The sequence below is a fragment of the Micromonospora rosaria genome (assembly GCF_001567585.1).
In the GTDB taxonomy this organism is placed as follows: Bacteria; Actinomycetota; Actinomycetes; order Mycobacteriales; family Micromonosporaceae; genus Micromonospora; species Micromonospora rosaria.
This window is the reverse complement of sequence record NZ_LRQV01000067.1, coordinates 1-20,004: the sequence shown is the minus strand read 5'-3', so window position 1 is coordinate 20,004 and position 20,004 is coordinate 1. Positions and strand designations below refer to the sequence as shown.

Annotated in this window: 14 protein-coding genes; 13 read left to right on the top strand and 1 reads right to left on the bottom strand. The window is 72.4% G+C overall.

All coding sequences use genetic code 11. The features are described from left to right. Positions 1-20: 20 nt before the first annotated feature. Positions 21-1,664 carry a bifunctional 3-(3-hydroxy-phenyl)propionate/3-hydroxycinnamic acid hydroxylase gene (locus tag AWW66_RS18315; protein WP_067367736.1) on the top strand — a complete coding sequence of 548 codons (1,644 nt, stop codon included), beginning with the start codon at positions 21-23 and terminating at the stop codon, positions 1,662-1,664. Between the two features lie 37 nt (positions 1,665-1,701). On the opposite strand, the gene AWW66_RS18310 is transcribed toward AWW66_RS18315, so the two are convergent. After that, positions 1,702-2,115 (bottom strand): hypothetical protein, encoded by a 414-nt coding sequence (locus AWW66_RS18310; RefSeq protein WP_067367733.1) that lies wholly within the window; start codon positions 2,113-2,115, stop codon positions 1,702-1,704. Between the two features lie 143 nt (positions 2,116-2,258). On the opposite strand from AWW66_RS18310, the gene AWW66_RS18305 reads away from it, so the two are divergent. From AWW66_RS18305 to AWW66_RS18250, 12 genes are all read left to right on the top strand, one after another. After that, positions 2,259-3,788: an MFS transporter gene (locus AWW66_RS18305; protein ID WP_067367731.1), complete on the top strand. Its 1,530-nt coding sequence runs from the start codon at positions 2,259-2,261 to the stop codon at positions 3,786-3,788. A gap of 13 nt (positions 3,789-3,801) precedes the next feature. Continuing rightward, the gene (locus AWW66_RS18300) at positions 3,802-4,401 is read left to right on the top strand and encodes a TetR/AcrR family transcriptional regulator (protein ID WP_067367728.1); all 600 of its coding nucleotides are present in this window, start codon (positions 3,802-3,804) and stop codon (positions 4,399-4,401) included. A gap of 60 nt (positions 4,402-4,461) precedes the next feature. Next, a complete protein-coding gene (locus AWW66_RS18295; protein ID WP_067367725.1) occupies positions 4,462-5,463 on the top strand; it encodes a LacI family DNA-binding transcriptional regulator in 1,002 nt (333 codons plus the stop codon). Between the two features lie 215 nt (positions 5,464-5,678). Further along, complete coding sequence (locus AWW66_RS18290; protein WP_067367722.1) at positions 5,679-7,031, top strand: ABC transporter substrate-binding protein; 1,353 nt, start codon at positions 5,679-5,681, stop codon at positions 7,029-7,031. Positions 7,032-7,116: 85 nt separating this feature from the next. Further along, positions 7,117-8,064: a carbohydrate ABC transporter permease gene (locus AWW66_RS18285; protein ID WP_083978604.1), complete on the top strand. Its 948-nt coding sequence runs from the start codon at positions 7,117-7,119 to the stop codon at positions 8,062-8,064. A 47-nt stretch (positions 8,065-8,111) separates the two neighbouring features. Next, positions 8,112-9,074 (top strand): carbohydrate ABC transporter permease, encoded by a 963-nt coding sequence (locus tag AWW66_RS18280; RefSeq protein ID WP_245648364.1) that lies wholly within the window; start codon positions 8,112-8,114, stop codon positions 9,072-9,074. Between the two features lie 75 nt (positions 9,075-9,149). Continuing rightward, positions 9,150-10,787: a glycoside hydrolase family 13 protein gene (locus tag AWW66_RS18275; protein WP_067367719.1), complete on the top strand. Its 1,638-nt coding sequence runs from the start codon at positions 9,150-9,152 to the stop codon at positions 10,785-10,787. A gap of 146 nt (positions 10,788-10,933) precedes the next feature. After that, positions 10,934-13,336, top strand: a complete 2,403-nt coding sequence (locus AWW66_RS18270; RefSeq protein WP_067367716.1) for a discoidin domain-containing protein — start codon at positions 10,934-10,936, stop codon at positions 13,334-13,336. 107 nt (positions 13,337-13,443) lie between these two features. Next, a complete protein-coding gene (locus AWW66_RS18265) occupies positions 13,444-17,730 on the top strand; it encodes a galactose-binding domain-containing protein (protein ID WP_067367713.1) in 4,287 nt (1,428 codons plus the stop codon). A gap of 412 nt (positions 17,731-18,142) precedes the next feature. Further along, complete coding sequence (locus AWW66_RS18260; RefSeq protein WP_157527556.1) at positions 18,143-19,003, top strand: AfsA-related hotdog domain-containing protein; 861 nt, start codon at positions 18,143-18,145, stop codon at positions 19,001-19,003. Next, positions 19,000-19,677, top strand: a complete 678-nt coding sequence (locus AWW66_RS18255) for a methyltransferase family protein (RefSeq protein ID WP_067367709.1) — start codon at positions 19,000-19,002, stop codon at positions 19,675-19,677. Before AWW66_RS18260 ends, AWW66_RS18255 begins: the two co-directional genes overlap by 4 nt. Further along, on the top strand, positions 19,677-20,004 hold a 328-nt coding region (locus AWW66_RS18250; RefSeq protein ID WP_211271986.1), incomplete at its 3' end, for a hypothetical protein. The genes AWW66_RS18255 and AWW66_RS18250, both read left to right, overlap by 1 nt.

The window sequence follows — 20,004 nt, the reverse complement described above, 5'->3', positions numbered from 1 at the left end:
ACCTACATCCGAGGAGCACCATGAACACCGCACAGCCGCCACCGTCCGCAGCGGTCCAGGACATCGACGTCGTCGTGGTGGGGTGCGGCCCGGTCGGGGCGCTCGCCGCGAACCTGCTCGGCCTACGCGGGGTGCGCACGCTGGTGGTCGAGCGCAGCACCGCGCCACACGGCCAGCCCCGGGCCTTCTCCTGCGACGACGAGGCGTTGCGCATCTACCAGCAGGCAGGGCTGCTCGACCGGATCGTCGACGACCTGCACCAGCCGAGGAGGGCCGACTACGTCAACGCCGCCGGCCGGGTGTTCGCCACCATCGCCTTCGACGAGGTCGACTTCGGCTTCGGGCACGCGCCGCTGAACTTCTTCGACCAGCCGCTGCTGGAGCAGACCCTGCGCGACGGGCTGGACCGGTTCGCGCACGTCGAGCTACGGACGGGTACCGAGTTGGTGAGTCTGCAGCAGAACGACGACCGGGTGCACCTGGCCCTGCGCGACGTGCACACCGGACAGTCGTACGCGGTGCGGACCCGGTACGTGCTCGGCTGTGACGGGGCGCGCAGCACCACCCGGACCGCCGCGAAGATCCCCCTGGCGGGGGCGAGCTACGCCGAGCCGTGGCTGGCCGTCTCCGGCGACGTGCCGCCGGAGGGGATCCGGGGCGCGCACACCACCTTCGTCTGCGACTGGCGGCGGCCGGCGTTCGTGTCCCCCGGGGCGCGCGGCAGCTACCGGCTGGAGTTCATGCTCCTGCCCGGCGAGACCGAAACCGAGATGAGTCGGCCGGAGCGGATCGCCGCGCTGGTCGACCCGTACGTCGACCCGTCGCGGTTCACCGTCACCCGGGCGGTGGTCTACACGTTCCACCACCTCGTCGCGCAGCGGTGGCGGGAGCGGCGGGTGTTCCTGCTGGGCGACGCCGCCCACCAGATGCCCCCGTTCCTCGGGCAGGGGCTGTGCAGCGGCCTACGGGACGCGGCGAACCTGACCTGGAAGCTGCCCCTGGTGCTGTCCGGCGCGGCCGATCCGGCGGTGCTCGACACGTACGAGATCGAGCGGCGCCCCCACACCACGGCGATGGCGCAGACGAGCGTCCGCCTGGGCCGGGTCTTCCTGGCCCGCAGCCGGCGCGCGGCCGGGCTGCGGGACGCCGTGTTGCGGGCGGTGCAGACCGTGCCCCGGGTACGCCGGTTCGTGCGGCACTTCGAGTTCAAGCCGGTGCCGGCGTACGAGCGCGGGTTGCTGGCCGGGGGCCGGCGCGACGGTGCCGTCGGGACGATGTTCCCGCAGCCCCGGGTCGGCACCGCCGGGTCGGCGACGCCCCGCCTGCTCGACGAGGTGCTGGGGGACGGCTTCGCGGTGATCGGGCGCGGCCTCCCGGCCGGCCTGCCCGGGGTGTCGGGGCCGGCGGTGCGCTCCGTCGAGGTGCACCCCGCCGGGGCGGCGGTCCCGCCTGCCACCGGTGGGCAGGACGGCGACCGGGTCGACGTCGTCGACGTGGACGGTGCGATCGGCGCGTGGCTGCGCCGGCACCGGGCCGACGTGGTCGTGCTGCGCCCGGACCGGTTCGTCTTCGCCGTCGCCCGCTCCGGCGGCCTGCGGCGGGTGGGCCGGGACCTCGCGGCGGCCCTCGGGGACCCGGAGGTGGTCGGCCAACCGGTCGGGTGAGGGCCCCGTCCGTCCGGTCCGGCCCCGCCGGGCGGGCTCAGACGTGTGGACCGTCCTCGACGTCGCGGGTCACGAGGGCGAACTGGTGGCAGTACTCGATGCCCTCCTCGACGTGCAGGCAGGTCACCGGCGACGCGCTCAGCGGCGGCGTGTCGGGGCCCACCCGGAAACGGGTGCGCACCACGGTGTCGTCCGGCCCCTCGTCGTCGACGTCGACCAGGAAGGGCGGCGCCCCGGGGGCGAACCTGCCCTCGGCCGTCCAGGTGTAGCGCAGCTCGACCTCACCGTCGCCGGGGCAGCTCCAGCGGAGCCGGCTGGTGGCGGCGCCACCGGCGTTGGCCCAGGCGCTCCAGCCGGTGCCGTCCGGCCGCAGGCAGACCCAGCTCGACTCCATCACCCCGTAGTCGTACAGGCTGCTGTCCCAGAGCCCGACGAGATTCCCGTCCCGCATGTGCCCCATCGTGGCAGCACGCGCGCATACCGGGCGGCGGAGGGCGGGCCGGCCCGGCCCGCCGGTGGGCCGGGGACCCGGCCGGCCGGAAACGATCATCTGCCCTCGAAAAACTTTACCGGCCAGACGGTATAGTTCCTGTCATGGTGAACTCGGTGACGGAGCTGTCGGTACGGCGGCGGTGGGCGGCGCTCGCGGTGCTGGTGGGTGCCGTGCTGCTGCTCGCGATCGACGGGACCGTGCTGTACCTGGCGGTCCCGTCGATGACGCGCGACCTGGCCCCGACGGCCACCCAGGTGCTCTGGATCGGTGACATCTACTCGCTCGCGCTGGCGGGTCTGCTGGTCACCATGGGCACCCTGGCCGACCGGATCGGCCGCAAGAAGCTGCTGCTGGTCGGCACCACCGCGTTCGGCTCGGCCTCGCTGCTCGCGGCGTTCGCCCCGACCGCCGAGGCGCTGATCGCGGCCCGCCTCCTGCTGGGCCTGGCGGGCGCGACGATCATGCCCTCGACGCTGTCGATCATCCGGAACGTCTTCCTCGACCAGGCGGAACGCACCCGGGCGATCGCGGTCTGGTCGGCCGCCTCGGCGGGCGGCATCGCGCTCGGCCCCCTGGTGGGCGGGGCGTTGCTGGAGCACTTCTGGTGGGGCTCGGTGTTCCTGATCAACGTACCGATCATGGTCGTGCTCCTGGTCGCCGGCATCGTCCTGCTCCCGGAGTCGCGCGACCCCCGCCCGGGGCCCTTCGACGTGCTGTCGGCGGGCCTGTCGATGGCGGCGATCGTGCCGCTGGTCTACGCGGTCAAGCATGCCGTCGGCACCGGCCTCGACGGTGTCTTCGCCGCGACCCTCGCCCTCGGGTGGGGGGCCGGGGTGCTCTTCGTCCGCCGGCAGCGGCGGCTGGCCACCCCGATGATCGACGTGACGTTGTTCCGCAATCCGGCGTTCAGCGGCGCGGTGCTGGCCACCTTCATCTCGATCTTCGCGCTCACCGGGCTGCTGTTCTTCTTCTCCCAGTACCTCCAACTGGCCCGGGGATTCAGCCCGCTGGTCGCCGGGCTGGCCGAGATGCCCGCGACGATCGCCTCGATCCTCGTCGTCGGCCTGGTCGGGGTCGCGATGTCCCGGCTCGGCCGGGGCCGGGCCATCGGGATCGCCCAGGCGGTGTCCGCCGTCGGGCTGCTGCTGGTCGCGGCGGCCGAGAGCGCCGAGAGTTACCTCTGGCTCGGGCTCGCGCTGGTGCCGGTCGGGCTGGGGGTCGGCCTGGCGATGACCCTGAGCACCGACGCGGTGGTCTCCGCCGTGCCGCCCCGCAAGGCCGGCGCCGCGGCCTCGATCTCCGAGACCGCCTACGAACTGGGGGTCGCGCTCGGCATCGCGATCCTGGGGTCGGTGGTGACCCTCACCTACCGGGCGAACCTCGCCCTTCCCGCCGACCTGTCACCGACCACCCGGTCGATGGTGGAGGACTCGCTGCCCTCGGCGCTGAGCGTCCTCGCGCCCGGATCGGACCTCGCCGCCGCCGCGCGGGAGGCGTTCGTCCACGCCATCCAGATCACCTCGGTGATCGCGGCGGTGATCACGGCGCTGGCCGCGATCGTGGCCTGGCGTACCATTCCCTCGCCGAGACAGCCGGCGGAGCGCGACGGCGGCCCATCCGCGAACCACTAGGAGGGAGGCTGCGATGGCACGCAAGGCGGGACGCCCACCCGAACAGACCCGTCGCCTGCTGCTCGACGCCGCCGCGACGGTGATCCGCGACCGGGGCATCACCGCGACCCTCGACGACATCGCCCGGGCCGCCGGGGTGTCCAAGGGTGGCCTGCTCTACCACTTCGCCAGCAAGGACGATCTCGTCCTCGCCCTCGCCGCCGACCTGCTCGACGGGTTCCGCCGGGAGGTCGAGGCCGCCCTGTCCCCGGGCGACGAGGCACCGGGGCGGCTCGCCCGCGCCTACGTACGCGCCTGCCTGGACCCGAGCGTCGACGAACGCACGCTCCGCGACAGCATCACGCTGACCGCCCACCTGATGACCAGTCCCGAGGTCGAGAGACTCAGCCGCGACGACGCCCGGCGCTGGCAGGACGAGCTGCGCGCCGACGGCCTCCCCGACGACGTCCTCACCCTGGTCGTCGCCGCCGCCGACGGCGCCAGTAGCGCGCCCCTGTGGGGCGGCGGGGCCTATCCCGGGGACCTGGGGCTGCTGCGGGACCAGCTCGTCGCGGTGACCCACGATCCCGGGCACTGGCAGAAGCTGGACGGGTCACGGCACGCCGACAGATGACGTCAACCGCCGACAGGTGACTGTTCGTTTCTTTCATCACGGCGACGTAGAATTGCGGTCGTGACGAAACGTTTGACCGAGGTGGCTCGCAAGGCGGGCGTCAGCGAGGCCACGGTGAGCCGGGTGCTCAACGGGCGTGGTGGTGTCGCCGAGGCGACCCGGACGGCGGTGCTCACCGCCCTGGACGTGCTCGGCTACGAACGGCCCAGCAAGCTGCGCGGGGAACGGGCCCGGCTGGTGGGGCTGGTCCTCCCCGAGTTGCAGAACCCGATCTTCCCGGCGCTCGCCGAGGTGGTGACCGGCTCGCTGGCCCAGCGCGGGTTCACCCCCGCGCTGTGCGCCCGCACCATCGGCGGCGTCACCGAGTCGGCGTACGTCGACATGCTGCTGGACCACCAGGTCTCCGGGGTCATCTTCGCCGGCGGGTCGTACGCGCTGGCCGACGCCGCGCACGAGCACTACCGGCGGCTGACCGAGCGGGGACTGCCGGTGGTGCTGGTCAACGCGGGCGTCGACGAGCTGGGCTTCCCCCGGGTCTCCACCGACGACGCGGTGGCGGTGGAGCAGGCGTACGGCCACCTGCGCTCGCTGGGACACGAGCGGATCGGCATGGTGCTCGGCCCGGAGGACCACGTGCCGTCGCGACGCAAGCTGGCCGCGCTGCGGCGGGTCGCCGGGTGGGGCGAGGAGACCGAGTGGGTCGAGCGGTCCAGCTTCTCCATGGAGGGCGCCCGGGTCGCCGCGACCAAGCTGGTCGACCGGGGGGCCACCGGGGTGATCTGCGCCAGCGACGTGCTGGCCCTGGGCACCATCCGCGCGGTGCGCCGGCTCGGCCGGGCGGTGCCGGGCGACGTGTCGGTCGTCGGCTTCGACGACTCCGCCTTCATGACCTGCACCGACCCGCCGTTGACCACGGTGCGGCAACCGATCGAGACGATGGGCCAGGCGGCGGTGGACCTGCTGGTCACCCAGATCGAGGGCGGCGGGGTGCTCGCCGACGAGCTGCTCTTCGAGCCGGAGCTGGTGGTGCGGGGCTCGACCGCGCCCACCCCGAGGGGGTAGCCGGCCGGGCGGCGGCACCACGCGGACGAGGGGCGGACCCGGGACGGGGGTCCGCCCCTCGTCGCGTCTCCGGACACCACCCTCCACCACTGTCCCCGATTTTCATAGTCCAGTCTGGTTCTTGCGTTCATCGATTCGGGTTTGTATCGTCATCGCCACGAAACAAGGCAGTGACGAGCTTGAGATCACCTCCACCCAGGAAGGGTGTGCGCCCCATGACCAGAACCAGGCTGCGCCGCGCGCTCGGGGTCCTCCTCGTCGCCGGGGTCGCCCTCGCCGCGACCGGCTGCGGCTCCGACGAGGACCAGTCCGCCGACGGTACGGTGACCATCACGGTGAACGGGCTGCCCCCGGCGACGGAGGCGGCGAACCACCAGCGCTTCCTCGACAACGTCGCCGAGTTCGAACGGCAGAACCCGGACATCAGGATCGACGCCCGCGAGGGCAAGATGGACCCGCAGACCTTCGCCGCGAAGCTGGCCGGCGGGCAGTTGGAGGACGTCTTCTACGTCTACTTCACCGATCCGGCGAACCTGATCGCCAAGCGGCAGGTCGCCGACATCTCGGCGTACGTCAAGGACTTCCCCGTCGTCGACCAGATCCGGCCGGAGGTCAGGCGGGTCTTCTCCGACGACGCCGGCAAGCTGTACGGCCTGCCGTACAAGAACTACTCGATGGGGTTGCTCTACAGCCGGCCGCTGTTCACCAAGGCCGGACTGGACCCGGACAAGCCGCCGACGACCTGGGCCGAGGTCCGCACCGCCGCGCAGAAGATCGCCGCCCTCGGCGGCGGCACGGTGGGCTTCGGCGAGTACAGCAAGTCCAACACCGGCGGCTGGCACTTCACCACCCACATGTACTCCCGGGGTGGCGAGGTCGCGGTCAACGAGGGCGGCACCTGGAAGGCGGCGTTCAACAACGACACCGGCCGGCAGGTGCTCACCCAGCTCAAGGAGATGCGCTGGACCGACGACAGCATGGGTGCCCGGCAGTCCCTGGAGTGGGCCGACCTGCTCCAGCTCATGGGCGCCGGCAAGCTCGGCATGTACCTGGCCACCGCCGACAACATCCCCACCATCGTCAACCAGTACAAGGGTGACTTCGCCGACTACGGACTCGGCCCGATCCCGGACGGCCGGGGCACCCTCGGCGGCGGTGAGGGCTACATGTTCAACGCCAAGGCCAGCCCCGAGAAGATCCGCGCCGGCCTGAAATGGCTGACCTTCTGGTTCACCAGCGCGGACCGGTTCGAGGCGGAGAACAAGTGGGCGGCGGAGCACAAGCTCCCCGTCGGCCTGCCGGAGCCGCAGATCTTCACCGGCCCCGCCGCGCAGACCCAGGCCGCCGCCGACAAGACGTACGCCAACGTGCCGCAGCAGAACTACGCCCCCTTCGTGGCCGCGATGGGCAGCATCCCGGTCAAGCTCGAACCCCCGAACGCGCAGCAGGTCTACGCCGCGCTGGACGTGGCCATGCTCAAGGTGCTCACCGACCGCGACGCCAACGTGGACCAACTCCTGGCCGACGCCGAGAAACAGGTCAACACGATCCTCAGCACGGTCCGCTGACCGGCCAGACAGCGCGGTGAGGAGGGGCCCCTTCCTCTACCGGAGGCGTTAACAAGGGGCCCTTCCTTCCACCGAAGGGGTTGAGATGGCGGTTCTGACGACCGCTCGGGATGCCGCGGAGGGCCCCGGCGCGGCCGGGCGGCCCCGGGCGGCGGACGCCGGACGGCGGCGGCGCCGGCTCCGGGACGACCTGCTGGCGTACGCCTTCCTCGCGGCCGGCCTCCTCTGCTTCGCGTTCTTCTCCTGGTACCCGCTGGCGCGCGGCGTCGTGCTCAGCTTCCAGCAGGTCAACTTCGTCACCGACCCGACCTTCGTCGGGCTGGACAACTTCCGGGCCCTCGTCGCCGACCCGCTGTTCTGGACCGCGTGGAAGAACACGCTGGTCTTCACCGGCCTCGCCCTGGTGCTCGGGTACCTGGTGCCGCTGGCGCTGGCGATCCTGCTCAACGAGCTGCGGCACGTCGCGGGGTTCTTCCGGGTCGCCGTGTACCTGCCGGTGATGCTGCCGCCGATCGTGGTGGTGCTGCTCTGGAAGTACCTCTACGACCCGGGCAACGGCCTGTTCAACACGCTGCTGCGCGGCGCGCACCTGCCGGAGAGCCAGTGGACGCAGTCCTCGTCCACCGCGATGATCTCGCTGGTCCTCGTCTCCACCTGGGCGAACCTCGGCGGCGCCACGCTGATGTACCTCGCCGCGTTGCAGAACGTGCCCGGCGAGCTGTACGAGGCGGCCGAGCTGGACGGGGCCGGCGTCCGGCAACGGCTGCGCCACGTGACCCTGCCGCACCTGCGCTTCATCATGCTGGTCCTGCTGCTGCTCCAGATCATCTCCACCATGCAGGTCTTCATCGAGCCGTACCAGCTCACCGGCACCACGAACCCGGACACGGTCACCGTGATGGTGCTGATCTACCGGTACGCCTTCACGGTGAACAACGACTTCGGCCTGGCCGCCGCGGCGAGCGTGGTGCTCTTCGTGGTGCTCGGCGTCTTCTCCGCCCTCTACCTCCGGCTCACCCGCCGCGCCGACTGAGCCCCGCCGCGCCGTTCGAGCCCGCCGCGCCGACCGAGGAGGCCGCCGTGACCCTCGCCGCCACCCCCGTGCCGCCCACCGGCACGCCACCGCCGGAGTCGCGCCGCCGGTCCGGGCGACCGCGCGCCGCCGCCACCCGCACCCTGATCGCCGACCGCCAGCTCGCCCGGGGGCGCGGCCGGGTGTTGTACGTCGCGGTGCTGGCCCTGGTGCTCACGCTCTTCGTGCTGGTCTTCCTCGTCCCGGTCTACTGGATGGTGACCTCGGCGGTGAAGGCGCCCGCCGAGTTCGCCCGTACCCCGCCGACGATCGTGCCGGAGTCCTTCCATCCCGGGACGTACGCGCTGGCGTGGGAGCACATGCAGATCCCCCGGTACTTCCTGAACACCGTGTACTACGCGCTCGGCGGTTGGCTGATCCAGCTCGCGGTGGCGGTGACCGCCGCGTACGCGCTGTCGAAGCTGCGGCCCCGGTTCGGCGGTGTGGTGCTCGCCGCGATGCTGGCCAGCCTGATGCTGCCGGCCGCCGCGCTGCTGGTGCCGGCGTACCTGACCGTCAGCGACGTGCCGATCTTCGGCGTCAACCTACTGAACACCCCGTGGGCGCTGTGGCTGCCGGCGGCCGCGAACGCCTTCAACATCTACGTGCTCAAGCGCTTCTTCGACCAGATCCCCGACGACCTGCTCGACGCGGCCAGCCTGGACGGCGCCGGCCGGCTGCGGGTGCTCGCCTCGATCGTGCTGCCGCTGTCCCGGCCGGTGCTCGGGGTGGTCTCCATCTTCTCGATCATCGCGATCTGGAAGGACTTCCTCTGGCCGCTGCTGGTGCTCCAGGACCCGCAGACGCAGACGCTCAGCGTGGCGCTGAGCCGGCTGGCCAACACCAGCCAGATCCCCCCGACCGAGCTGATGGCCGGCCTGGTGATCGCCAGCGTCCCGATGCTCGTCGTCTTCCTGGTCTTCCACCGCAGCATCGTCAGCGGCCTCTCCGCCGGTGGCCTGAAGGGCTGACCCGGCCCCGGCCAGCGCCGGCCGCTGGGCGCGGGCCAGCCGACCTCGACGGACCGACCCAGAAAGCAGGTGCCCGTGTCCACAGCAGACGACTCCCGGTGGTGGCGCAGCGCGGTGATCTACCAGATCTACCCGCGCAGCTTCGCCGACGGCGACGGCGACGGCATCGGTGACCTCGCGGGCATCCGCGAGCGCCTGGCGTACCTGTCCGGTCTGGGGGTGGACGCGCTCTGGCTGAGCCCCTGGTACCCCTCGCCGATGGCCGACGCCGGCTACGACGTCGCCGACCACCGCGACATCGACCCGGTCTTCGGCACCCTCGCCGAGGCGGAGCAGCTCATCGCCGAGGCCCACCGGCAGGGCCTGCGGATCATCGTCGACCTGGTGCCCAACCACTGCTCCGACGCGCACCCCTGGTTCCAGGCGGCACTGGCCGACCCCGACGCGCCGGAACGGGAGCTGTTCTGGTTCCATCCCGGCCGGGGCCCGGACGGCGGGCGGCAGCCGACCGACTGGGTCTCCCCCTTCGGCGGCGGCACCTGGACCCGGACCACGAACCCGGACGGCACCCCCGGCGACTGGTACCTGCACCTGTTCGCCCCGCAGCAACCCGACTTCAACTGGGACCACCCGAGGGTACGGGCCGAGTTCGAGGAGATCATCCGGTTCTGGCTGGACCGGGGGGTGGACGGCATCCGGATCGACTCGGCGGCGATGCTGGCCAAGGACCCCACCCTGCCGGAGGTCACCCCCGACGGACCGCACCCGTTCGTCGACGTCGACGCGGTGCACGGGATCTACCGGAGCTGGCGGCGGATCGCCGACGGGTACCCGGGCGGCCGGGCGCTCATCGGTGAGATCTGGCTGCCCGACCAGCAGCGCTTCGCCAACTACCTGCGCCCCGACGAGCTGCACACCGCGTTCAACTTCGACTTCCTCGGCTGCGCCTGGACGGCCCCCGCGCTGCGCGCCTGCGTCGACGCCACGCTGGCCGCGCACGCCCCGGTCGGCGCGCCGGCCACCTGGGTGCTGTCCAACCACGACGTCACCCGGCACGTCACCCGGTACGGCCGGGCCGACACCACGTTCAGCTTCGCCGCCCGGCGGGAGGGCATCCCCACCGACCTGGAGCTGGGCACCCGGCGGGCCCGCGCCGCCGTGCTGCTCAGCCTGGCCCTGCCCGGTGCCGCCTACGTCTACCAGGGCGAGGAACTGGGCCTGTGGGAGGTCGAGGACATCCCGCACGAGCTGCGGCAGGACCCGATGTTCGTCCGGTCCGGCGGGGTCGACCCGGGTCGGGACGGCTGCCGGGTCCCGCTGCCGTGGTCCGGCGACGCGCCGCCGTTCGGTTTCAGCCCGGAGGGCGCGACCGCGCCGCCGTGGCTGCCCCAGCCGGCCGACTGGAAGGACCGCACGGCCCGCGCGCAGGCCGGCGACCCGCACTCGATGCTGGAGCTGTACCGGACGGCGATCGCCCTGCGCCGCGCCGAGGCGGCGCTCGGCGACGGGGACCTGACGTGGCTGCCCGCCCCGGACGGGGTGCTGGCGCTGCGCCGCGATCCCGGTGTCACCTGCCTGGTGAACCTCTCCGGCGCGGCGGTGCCGCTGCCGCCGCACCGTGGGCTGCTCCTGGCCAGCGGCCCGCTCGACGACGACCGGCTGCCCCCGGACACCGCCGTCTGGCTGCGCAGCACGCCGGACGACCCGAGATGACCCGGGCGCGGCGGCGGCGGTCCCGTCCCACCGCCGACACCGCGCCACCGACCGCTGGCCGTCGGCCGGCCCGCCCGCGACGAGGAGGTACGCCACCGCACCACACGGGGGACCTGGCCACCTGAAGGAAAGGGAGAGCCCTGCTCATGGCCGACCACACCGCCCGTCACCACCCCCGCCCGCCGAGACACCGGACCCGGACGACGATCGCCGCGCTCGTCGGCACCGCGCTCGCCGCCGCGTCGGTCTCGGTCGTCACGCTCACCAGCACCGCGACCCCGGCCCGCGCGGCCGGTCTCTCCCCGTTCGACATCACCGGCCGGGGCGCCACCGTGCCGTTCGTCGAGCACGAGGCGGAGAAGGCCGCGCACACCGGCACCCGGATCGGACCGGACCGCCGCTACGGCACGCTGCCGTCGGAGGCCAGCGGCCGGGAGGCGGTCACCCTCGACGCGGTCGGGGAGTACGTCGAGTTCACCCTCACCGCACCCGCGAACGCGGTGACCGTCCGCTACAGCGTCCCGGACAACGCCGCCGGCACCGGCCGCGACGCCACCATCGACCTGCGGGCCAACGGCACCCTGGTCAGGGCGGTCCCGGTCACCTCGAAGTACGGCTGGTACTACGGCGGCTACCCGTTCAACAACAACCCCGGCGACATCAACCCGCACCACTTCTACGACGAGACCCGGACCCTGTTCGGCAGCACGTACCCGGCCGGCACGAGGATCCGGCTCCAGGTCTCCTCGACCGCCCAGTCACCGACGTTCACCATCGACCTGGCCGACTTCGAGCTGGTCGCCGCCCCGATCGCCAAACCGGCCGGCGCCCTGGACGTGGTGACCGACTTCGGGGCCGACCCGACCGGGGCCACCGACGCCACCGCCCGGTTCCAGGCCGCCGTGGACGCCGGTCGCGCCCAGGGTCGGACGGTGTGGATCCCGCCGGGCAGCTTCACGCTCTGGGACCACGTGGTGGTCGACGGGGTGACCCTGCGCGGCGCCGGTCCGTGGCACTCGGTGCTCGGCGGCCGGCACCCCACCGACCGCAAGCGCGCCGCCGGCATCTACGGCAAGTACGTGACCGGCGGCGGGTACCGGGGTGAGATCCGCCCGCACGAGGCCGGCGGGCCCAGCCGCAACGTGGTGCTGCGCGACTTCGCCATCATCGGCGACATCCGGGAACGGGTGGACGACGACCAGGTCAACGCCATCGGCGGGGCGATGTCGGACTCGGTGGTGGACAACCTGTGGCTCCAGCACACCAAGGTCGGCGCCTGGATGGACGGGCCGATGGACAACTTCACCATCCGCAACAGCCGGATCCTCGACCAGACCGCCGACGGGGTGAACTTCCACTGGGGGGTCACCAACTCGACGGTGACCAACACCTTCGTCCGTAACACCGGCGACGACGCCCTCGCCATGTGGGCCGACACCGTGCCCAACGTCGGCAACTCCTTTACCCGCAACACGATCGGCGTGACCGTCCTCGCCAACCACCTGGTCACCTACGGTGGGCGGGACATCCGGATCACCGACAACGTGACCGCCGACTCGGTCACCAACGGCGGCGGCATCCACGTGGCCAACCGGTACACCGGGGTGACCGGCCCGACCGCCGTCGCCGGCACGATCACGGTCGCCCGCAACACGCTGATCCGTAACGGCAACTCCGACTACAACTGGCGGTTCGGGGTCGGCGCGATCTGGTTCTCCGCGTTGAACCAGCCGATCCAGGGCGCGTCGATCGTGGTCAGCGACACCGACATCCTGGACAGCTCCTACGCGGCGCTGCACTGGATCGAGGGCGCCACCAGCGGGATCAGCTTCAGCAACGTTCGCATCGACGGCGCGGGCACGTACGCGCTCCAGGTGCAGGCGCCCAGCCAGGTGTCGTTCACCAACGTCCGGGCCACCAACATCGCCCAGGCCACCCCGATCCACAACTGCGTGGGCAGCGGCTTCCAGATCACCCAGGGGGCCGGCAACTCGGGCTGGTACACCGCCACCCCGTACTGCGGGCCGTGGCCGGAGCCCCGGTGGGGCAGCGGCCCGACCAGCCCGCCACCGACCACTGCCCCGACCACCCCGCCACCCACCACCCCGCCGCCGACGACCCCGCCGCCGACCGGGAACCTGGCGCTGGGCCGGCCGGTCACCGCCACCAGCCACACCGACGTGTACGTGGCCACCCACGCGGTGGACGGCACCGCCACCACGTACTGGGAGAGCGCCAACCACGTCTTCCCGCAGACCCTCACCGTCGACCTGGGCAGCGCCCGGCCGGTACGCCGGGTGGTGCTGAAGCTGCCGCCGTCGCCGGCCTGGCAGACCCGGACCCAGACGCTGTCGGTGCTCGGCTCGACCGACGGCGCCACGTGGGCCACGCTCGCCGCCCCGGCGGGCCGGACCTTCGACCCGGCCACCGGCAACACCGTCTCGATCGGCCTGCCCGCCGGTGACCGGCGCTACGTCCGGCTGGTCGTCACCGGCAACACCGGCTGGCCGGCGGCGCAGGTCGCCGAGTTCGAGGTGCACGCCTCCTGAGTCGTGGGGTGGGCCCCGGGACGCCGACCGGGGCCCACCCCACCCCCGCCGCCCCCGCGGCACCCGTAACGCCTCTCCACCTCCCCGGAAGAAGGTGTCGATCCCCCATGTCCAGATTCCGTACCCGGTTGACCGCCGTGCTCGTCGCGGTCGGCCTCGTGCTCACCGTGGCGCCCGCACCGGCGGCCGTCGCGGCCGGCGGCCCGAACCTCGCCGCCGGCCGACCCGCGACGGCCAGCAGCGCCAACGGCTCCTACGTCGCGACCGCCGTCACCGACGGCGACGCCGGCACCTACTGGGAGAGCAGCGGCGCCCTCCCGCAGTGGGTCCAGGTCGACCTGGGCTCCGGCCGCTCGATCGACCAGGTGAAGCTGAAGCTGCCGACGGGCTGGGAGTCGCGCACCCAGACGCTGTCGGTGCAGGGCAGCGCGGACGGCAGCGGCTTCGGCACGATCGTCGGCTCGGCGGGCCGCGTCTTCGGCCCGGCCGGCGGCAACACCGTCACCCTCGACTTCCCGGCGACCACCACCCGGTACGTCCGGGTCGCGGTCACCGCGAACACCGGCTGGCCGGCCGCGCAGCTCGCCGAGCTGGAGGTGTACGGGGCGGCCAGCTCGTCGACCAACCTGGCGGCGGGCCGGAGCATGTCCGCCAGCGGCCACGCCGACGTCCACGTCGCCGGCAACGCCAACGATGGCAACCCGGGCTCCTACTGGGAGAGCGCCAACAACGCCTTCCCGCAGTGGATCCAGGTGGACCTCGGGGCCACGGTCACCGTCGACCGGCTGGTGCTCAGGCTGCCCGGCGGCTGGGCGGCGCGCACCCAGACGCTCACCGTGCAGGGCAGCACCACCGGGTCGACGTTCAGCACCCTGGTCGCCTCCGCCGGGTACGCGTTCACCCCGGCGGCCGGGAACACGGTGACCGTCCCGGTCGGCGCGGCGTCGACCCGCTACGTGCGGCTCCTGGTCACCGCGAACACCGGCTGGCCGGCCGGTCAGCTCGCCGAGCTCGAGGTGTACGGGCCGGCCAGCGGGGACACCCAGCCGCCGGCCGCGCCGACGAACCTGGCCTTCACCCAACCGGCCACCGGACAGATCCGGCTCACCTGGTCCGCCGCCACCGACAACGTCGGCGTGACCGGATACGACATCTACGCCAACAACGTCCTGCGGGCCAGCGTCTCCGGCTCGACGCTCACCTACACCGACACCCAACCCGCCGACGCCACCGTGACGTACCACGTCCGGGCGAGGGACGCCGCCGGCAACACCTCGGCGAACAGCAACACCGTCACCCGGACCGGCAGCAGCGGCGACACCCAGCCGCCGACCGCCCCGACGAACCTGGCGTACACCCAACCGGCCACCGGACAGATCCGGCTCACCTGGTCCGCCGCCACCGACAACGTCGGCGTGACCGGATACGACATCTACGCCAACAACGTCCTACGGGCCAGCGTCTCCGGCACCACCCTCACCCACACCGACACCCAGCCGGCCAGCGCGACGGTCACGTACCACGTCCGGGCCAGGGACGCCGCCGGCAACGCCTCGGCGAACAGCAACACCGTCACCCGGACCGGCAGCACCCCGGGTGGGCGCAACCTCGCCGCCGGCAAGCCGGCCACCGCCTCGTCGACGGTGCACGTCTTCACCGCCGCCAACGCCGTCGACGACGACGTCACCACGTACTGGGAGGGTGCGCCCGGGGCGTACCCGAGCACGCTGACCGTCGCGCTCGGCGCCAACGCCAGCATCAGCGCGGTCGTGGTGAAGCTGAACCCGGACCCGGCGTGGGGGCCGCGGACCCAGACCTTCCAGATCCTCGGTCGGGAGCAGGCCGCCGCCGGGTTCAGCACGCTGGTCGGCGCGGCGGCCTACTCGTTCAGCCCGGCCGGCGGCAACACGGTGACCGTCCCGGTGTCGGCGACCGCCGCCGACGTGCGGCTCCAGTTCACCGCGAACACCGGGTCGGCCAACGGGCAGGTCGCCGAACTCCAGGTGATCGGCACCCCGGCGCCGAACCCGGACCTCACCGTCACCACCCTGACCGTCGCTCCCGCCGCCCCGGTGGAGACCGACCGGATCACGCTCACCGCCACCGTGCGCAACGCCGGCACCCTGGCGGCCGGGGCGACGACGGTCGGCTTCGCCCTCGACGGGACGACCGTCGGCCAGGCCCCGGTCGGTGCCCTCGCGGCCGGCGCGTCGACCACCGTGTCGACCACCGTCGACCCCCGCGACGCCGGCAGCTACCAGCTCAGCGCCACCGTCGACGAGGCGAACCGGGTCATCGAGCAGGACGAGTCGAACAACAGTCTGACCAGCCCGACCCGGCTGACGGTCACCCCGGTGTCGAGTTCCGACCTGGTCGCCTCGGCGGTGACCTGGTCACCCGGCACGCCGAACGCGGGCGCCACGGTCCGGTTCGCGGTGACCCTGCGCAACCAGGGGACGGTCGCCTCGGCGGGCGGCGCGCACGGCGTCACACTCACCCTGCTCACCGACACCGGCACCGTGGTCCGCACCCTCACCGGCGCGTACTCCGGCACGATCGGCGCCGGTGCCACGGCCGGCCCGGTCGACCTGGGCACCTGGCCGGCGGCCAACGGCCGGTACACCGTCCGGGTGGTGGTCGCCGCCGACGCCAACGAGGTGCCCGTCAAGCGGGCCAACAACACCAGCGAGCGACCGCTGTTCGTGGGCCGGGGCGCCAACCTGCCGTACGACATGTACGAGGCAGAGGAGGGCTCGGTCGGCGGTGGGGCGCAGGTGGTCGGGCCGAACCGGACCATCGGTGACCTGGCCGGCGAGGCGTCCGGCCGGCGGGCGGTGACCCTGAACAGCACCGGCGCGTACGTCGAGTGGACCACCAGGGCACCGGCCAACGCCCTGGTCACCCGCTTCTCCATCCCGGACGCCCCGAACGGGGGCGGAATCACCGCGACGCTGAACATCTACGTCAACGGGGTGCTGCACAAGCCGGTCAGCCTCACCTCGAAGCACATCTGGCTGTACGGCGCGGAGGCCAGCCCGAGCGACTCGCCGAGCGCCGGGCCGCCCCGGCACCTCTACGACGAGGCGAACGTGCTGCTCGACTCGACCATCCCGGCGGGCAGCCGGATCCGGTTGCAGAAGGACCCGGCGAACACCACCACGTACGCCATCGACTTCGTCAACCTGGAGCAGGTGACCCCCCGGGACAACCCGGACCCGGCGCGGTACCGGGTGCCCAACGGGTTCGGCCACGCCGACGTGCAGAGCGCGCTGGACGCGGTCCGGATGGACACCACCGGCACCCTGGTCGGGGTCTACCTGCCGCCGGGCACGTACGAGACCGCCCAGAAGCTCCAGGTGTACGGCAAGCCGGTGAAGGTGGTCGGCGCGGGGATGTGGTTCACCCGCTTCCAGACGCCGCCGTCGCAGCAGAACACCGACGCCGGTTTCCGGGTGGAGCCCAGCGCGAGCGGGTCGTCCTTCGAGCACCTGGCCTTCTTCGGCAACTACACCACCCGCCAGGACGGGCCGGGCAAGGTCTGGGGCGAGCTGAAGGACGTCGACAACCTGACCCTGGACAACGTCTGGGTCGAGCACACGGTGTGCGCGTACTGGGGGGTGAGCGTCAGCGGGTTGAAGATCACCAATAGCCGGTTCCGGAACACCTTCGCCGACGCGGTGAACATGACCAATGGCAGCACGAACAACCTGATCAGCAACTCGGAGGGCCGGTCCAACGGCGACGACGCGTTCGCGTTGTTCTCCGCGACCGACCAGGGCGCCGCCACCGGAAATCACGGCAATGTGTTCGAGAACCTCAGCGCCACGCTGACCTGGCGGGCCGCCGGGATCGCCGTGTACGGCGGGTACGACAACATCTTCCGCAATCTCTACATCGCGGATATGTTGACGTACTCCGGAATCACCATCAGCTCGCTGGACTTCGGCTACCCCTTCGTCGGGTTCGGGGCCAGCCCACCGACCCGGTTCGAGAACATCTCACTGATCCGGGCCGGCGGACACTTCTGGGGCGCGCAGACCTTCCCGGCGATCTGGGTGTTCTCCGCGTCGAAGGAGTTCCGTGGCATCCGCGTCAGCGACGTGGACATCGTCGATCCGACGTACTCGGGCATCATGTTCCAGACCAAGTACACCGGCAACCAGCCGGAGAACCCGGTCACCGACACGGTCTTCACCAACGTGTCGATCTCGGGCGCGCGGCGCAGCGGTGACGCCTTCGACGCCAAGTCGGGCTTCGGGATCTGGGTCAACGAGCTGCCGGAGCAGGGCCAGGGCCCGGCGGTCGGCTCGGTGACCTTTACCAACCTGCGGTTGAGCAACAACTGGCAGGACATCCGCAACACCACCAGCACGTTCACCATCACCCGCAACTGACGGCACCGCCACGGCCGCCGGGAGGGCACCCCTCCCGGCGGCTGTGCCGTGTCCGGGCACCGGCGCGGCAACCACCACGAATGCCGCGCAGCGGGCACCGTCGACAAGTCCACGGCGGTCGGCACCACCGGGTCGGCGGGCGGTGATCGACCGGGTGGTGCATTCCGCACGGTCCCGGTCGTACCGTCGACAATCCGGAGTGTCCATCCTGGAACGTTACGTAACTCTGCCGTAGCCCGAGGTGGCGGACCTGGGTCCGGAACCGGACCGAGAATGAGAACGGTCGAAGCTTGCGTGCGTCCCACCGGCAATCAACGATCGCGTGAACAACGAGACCGATGGGGGGCGGATCGCAGTGTCACTGGATACCCGACCGGCTACCGGCCACGCTGATCCACAACGGACGGCAGAGTTGCTGCGCGATCTCGACGAGGAGAATTCGACGGCGGTCCGCCGCTGGTCGGCGACGCTCGACCTGGACCACGATGATCCCTATTTGTTCGACCATCCACTCGACCACGTACCCGGCATGGCCCTCATCTGCGGCGTCTTCCAACTGGTCAGGGCCACCGGCACGCCGGTGGAGGGGATCGACCGGCGAATCCGGACGACGCTGCGATTTCCGCTCTTCTGCGAATTGGAGCGGACGATCCGGGTGGCCGCCGCCGACACCGGCGGGCCCGAGGGGGCGCTCACCGTACGGGCCGAGCAGGCGGGCACCGCCGTCTGCACGGGCCACGTCGAGTTCGGGGCCGTCGAGGCGCCGGCCGTCCGGCGGCCCACGGCCCGCCTGCTGCCGGCGGAGACGCCGGCGGCCGAGCCGGCCCTGGTGCACCGGCGGCTGGCCCAGAACGTCCTGATCTCGGAGATGGTCCCGACCGGGGCCGACCAGACGGTCGCCGTCCGCCGGCCGTTCGCGGGCCACCCGTTGGCCAGCCCGCCCGGCGAGCCGGACCAGGTGGAACTGGTCATCGACGCGGCCCGCCAGTACGCCACCATGATCAACCACGTCGCGCACCACGCCAGCCCGGACCTGAGGTTCGTGCTGCTCGACCTGGACGCGGACCTGCCCGGCACGGTCCACGGCGACGTGGAACTGAGCTGGACGCCGATCCCACCCGCCAAGGGCCGGCGCAGTCTCGTCTTCGACGTGCTGGTCGACGGGGTCCGCCGGGGGCACGTCGGCTTCCGGTACTACGCCGCTCCCGAGGCGGTCTACCAGCGGCTGCGCCATCCGGCCACGCCCGCCACCAACCAGGAAGGACACAAGTGACCCGCACGGACGCGACCGCCGGAGCCACCCGCCGGACGGTGGACCCGGTGACCCTGCTGACCCGGGTGCTGTTCGTGGTCGCGCTGGCCGTACTCGGCAGCCGGGCCGTCTGGCACCTCGCCCACGCCGCCGCACCCGAGCACCTGGTCTCCGGGCTGCTGGCCGGCGCGTACCTCGCCTGGATCGGCGCGGAGATCCCGGTGACCTTCCGCCGCTCGTCGGCGCCGGCGGTGGAGATCCGCACCCTGGCCGCGTACGCCAGCACCCGGATGCTCCTGGTGATCGTCACGGTGCTGCCGGCCACCCCCTGGTCGGGGTGGTCGTGGTGGATGGTGCCGCCGATCGCGCTCTTCGTCGCCGGGATCGTCCTGCGGCTGGTGGCCATCCGGGTGCTCGGGGCGCTCTACACCCACCACGTGGTCCGGCGGCAGCAGCACCCGATCGTGACCACCGGCCCGTACCGCCTGGTCCGGCACCCGGCCTACTCCGGGATGCTGCTGGCCAACCTCGGCTTCGTCCTCTTCTTCCACCACGTGGTCAGCGTGCTGGCGCTGGTGGCGCTGGTGGCGGTGCTGGTGTGGCGGATCCGCACCGAGGAGCGGGTGCTGTGGGCGGTCCCCGGCTACCCGGAGTTCGCCACCGGCCGGCCCCGCCTGCTGCCCGGGGTGTGGTGATGGCGCTGATCCGGGCCGGTGACCCCCGGCTGACCGACGCCACCCTGGTCGGGCACAAGTTCGCCCGGCAGGAGCGGCTGCGCCTGGCCGGCTTCCGGGTGCCGGAGTTCTGCTGCCTGCCGGTGTCGGCGTTCGACGAGGCGGCGACCGGCCTGCTGACCGCGCCGGCGGTGTCCCCGCCGGCCGGGGCGGAGACGCCGGCCGGCGCGGGTGCGGCGGCACCGGCGGCGGGGGCGTCCGCGCCGAGCGCGACGGCGTCCACCGAGGAGCTGCTGGCCTGGGCGACGGCGGTCGCCGACCGGCTCCGGTCGGCCACCCTGCCGGCCG

Coding starts and splice junctions, on each gene's coding strand:
- AWW66_RS18315 (WP_067367736.1), top strand. CDS start 21: ATGAACACCGCACAGCCGCCACCGTCCGCAGCGGTCCAGGACATCGAC.
- AWW66_RS18310 (WP_067367733.1), bottom strand. CDS start 2,115: ATGCGGGACGGGAATCTCGTCGGGCTCTGGGACAGCAGCCTGTACGAC.
- AWW66_RS18305 (WP_067367731.1), top strand. CDS start 2,259: ATGGTGAACTCGGTGACGGAGCTGTCGGTACGGCGGCGGTGGGCGGCG.
- AWW66_RS18300 (WP_067367728.1), top strand. CDS start 3,802: ATGGCACGCAAGGCGGGACGCCCACCCGAACAGACCCGTCGCCTGCTG.
- AWW66_RS18290 (WP_067367722.1), top strand. CDS start 5,679: ATGACCAGAACCAGGCTGCGCCGCGCGCTCGGGGTCCTCCTCGTCGCC.
- AWW66_RS18285 (WP_083978604.1), top strand. CDS start 7,117: ATGGCGGTTCTGACGACCGCTCGGGATGCCGCGGAGGGCCCCGGCGCG.
- AWW66_RS18270 (WP_067367716.1), top strand. CDS start 10,934: ATGGCCGACCACACCGCCCGTCACCACCCCCGCCCGCCGAGACACCGG.
- AWW66_RS18265 (WP_067367713.1), top strand. CDS start 13,444: ATGTCCAGATTCCGTACCCGGTTGACCGCCGTGCTCGTCGCGGTCGGC.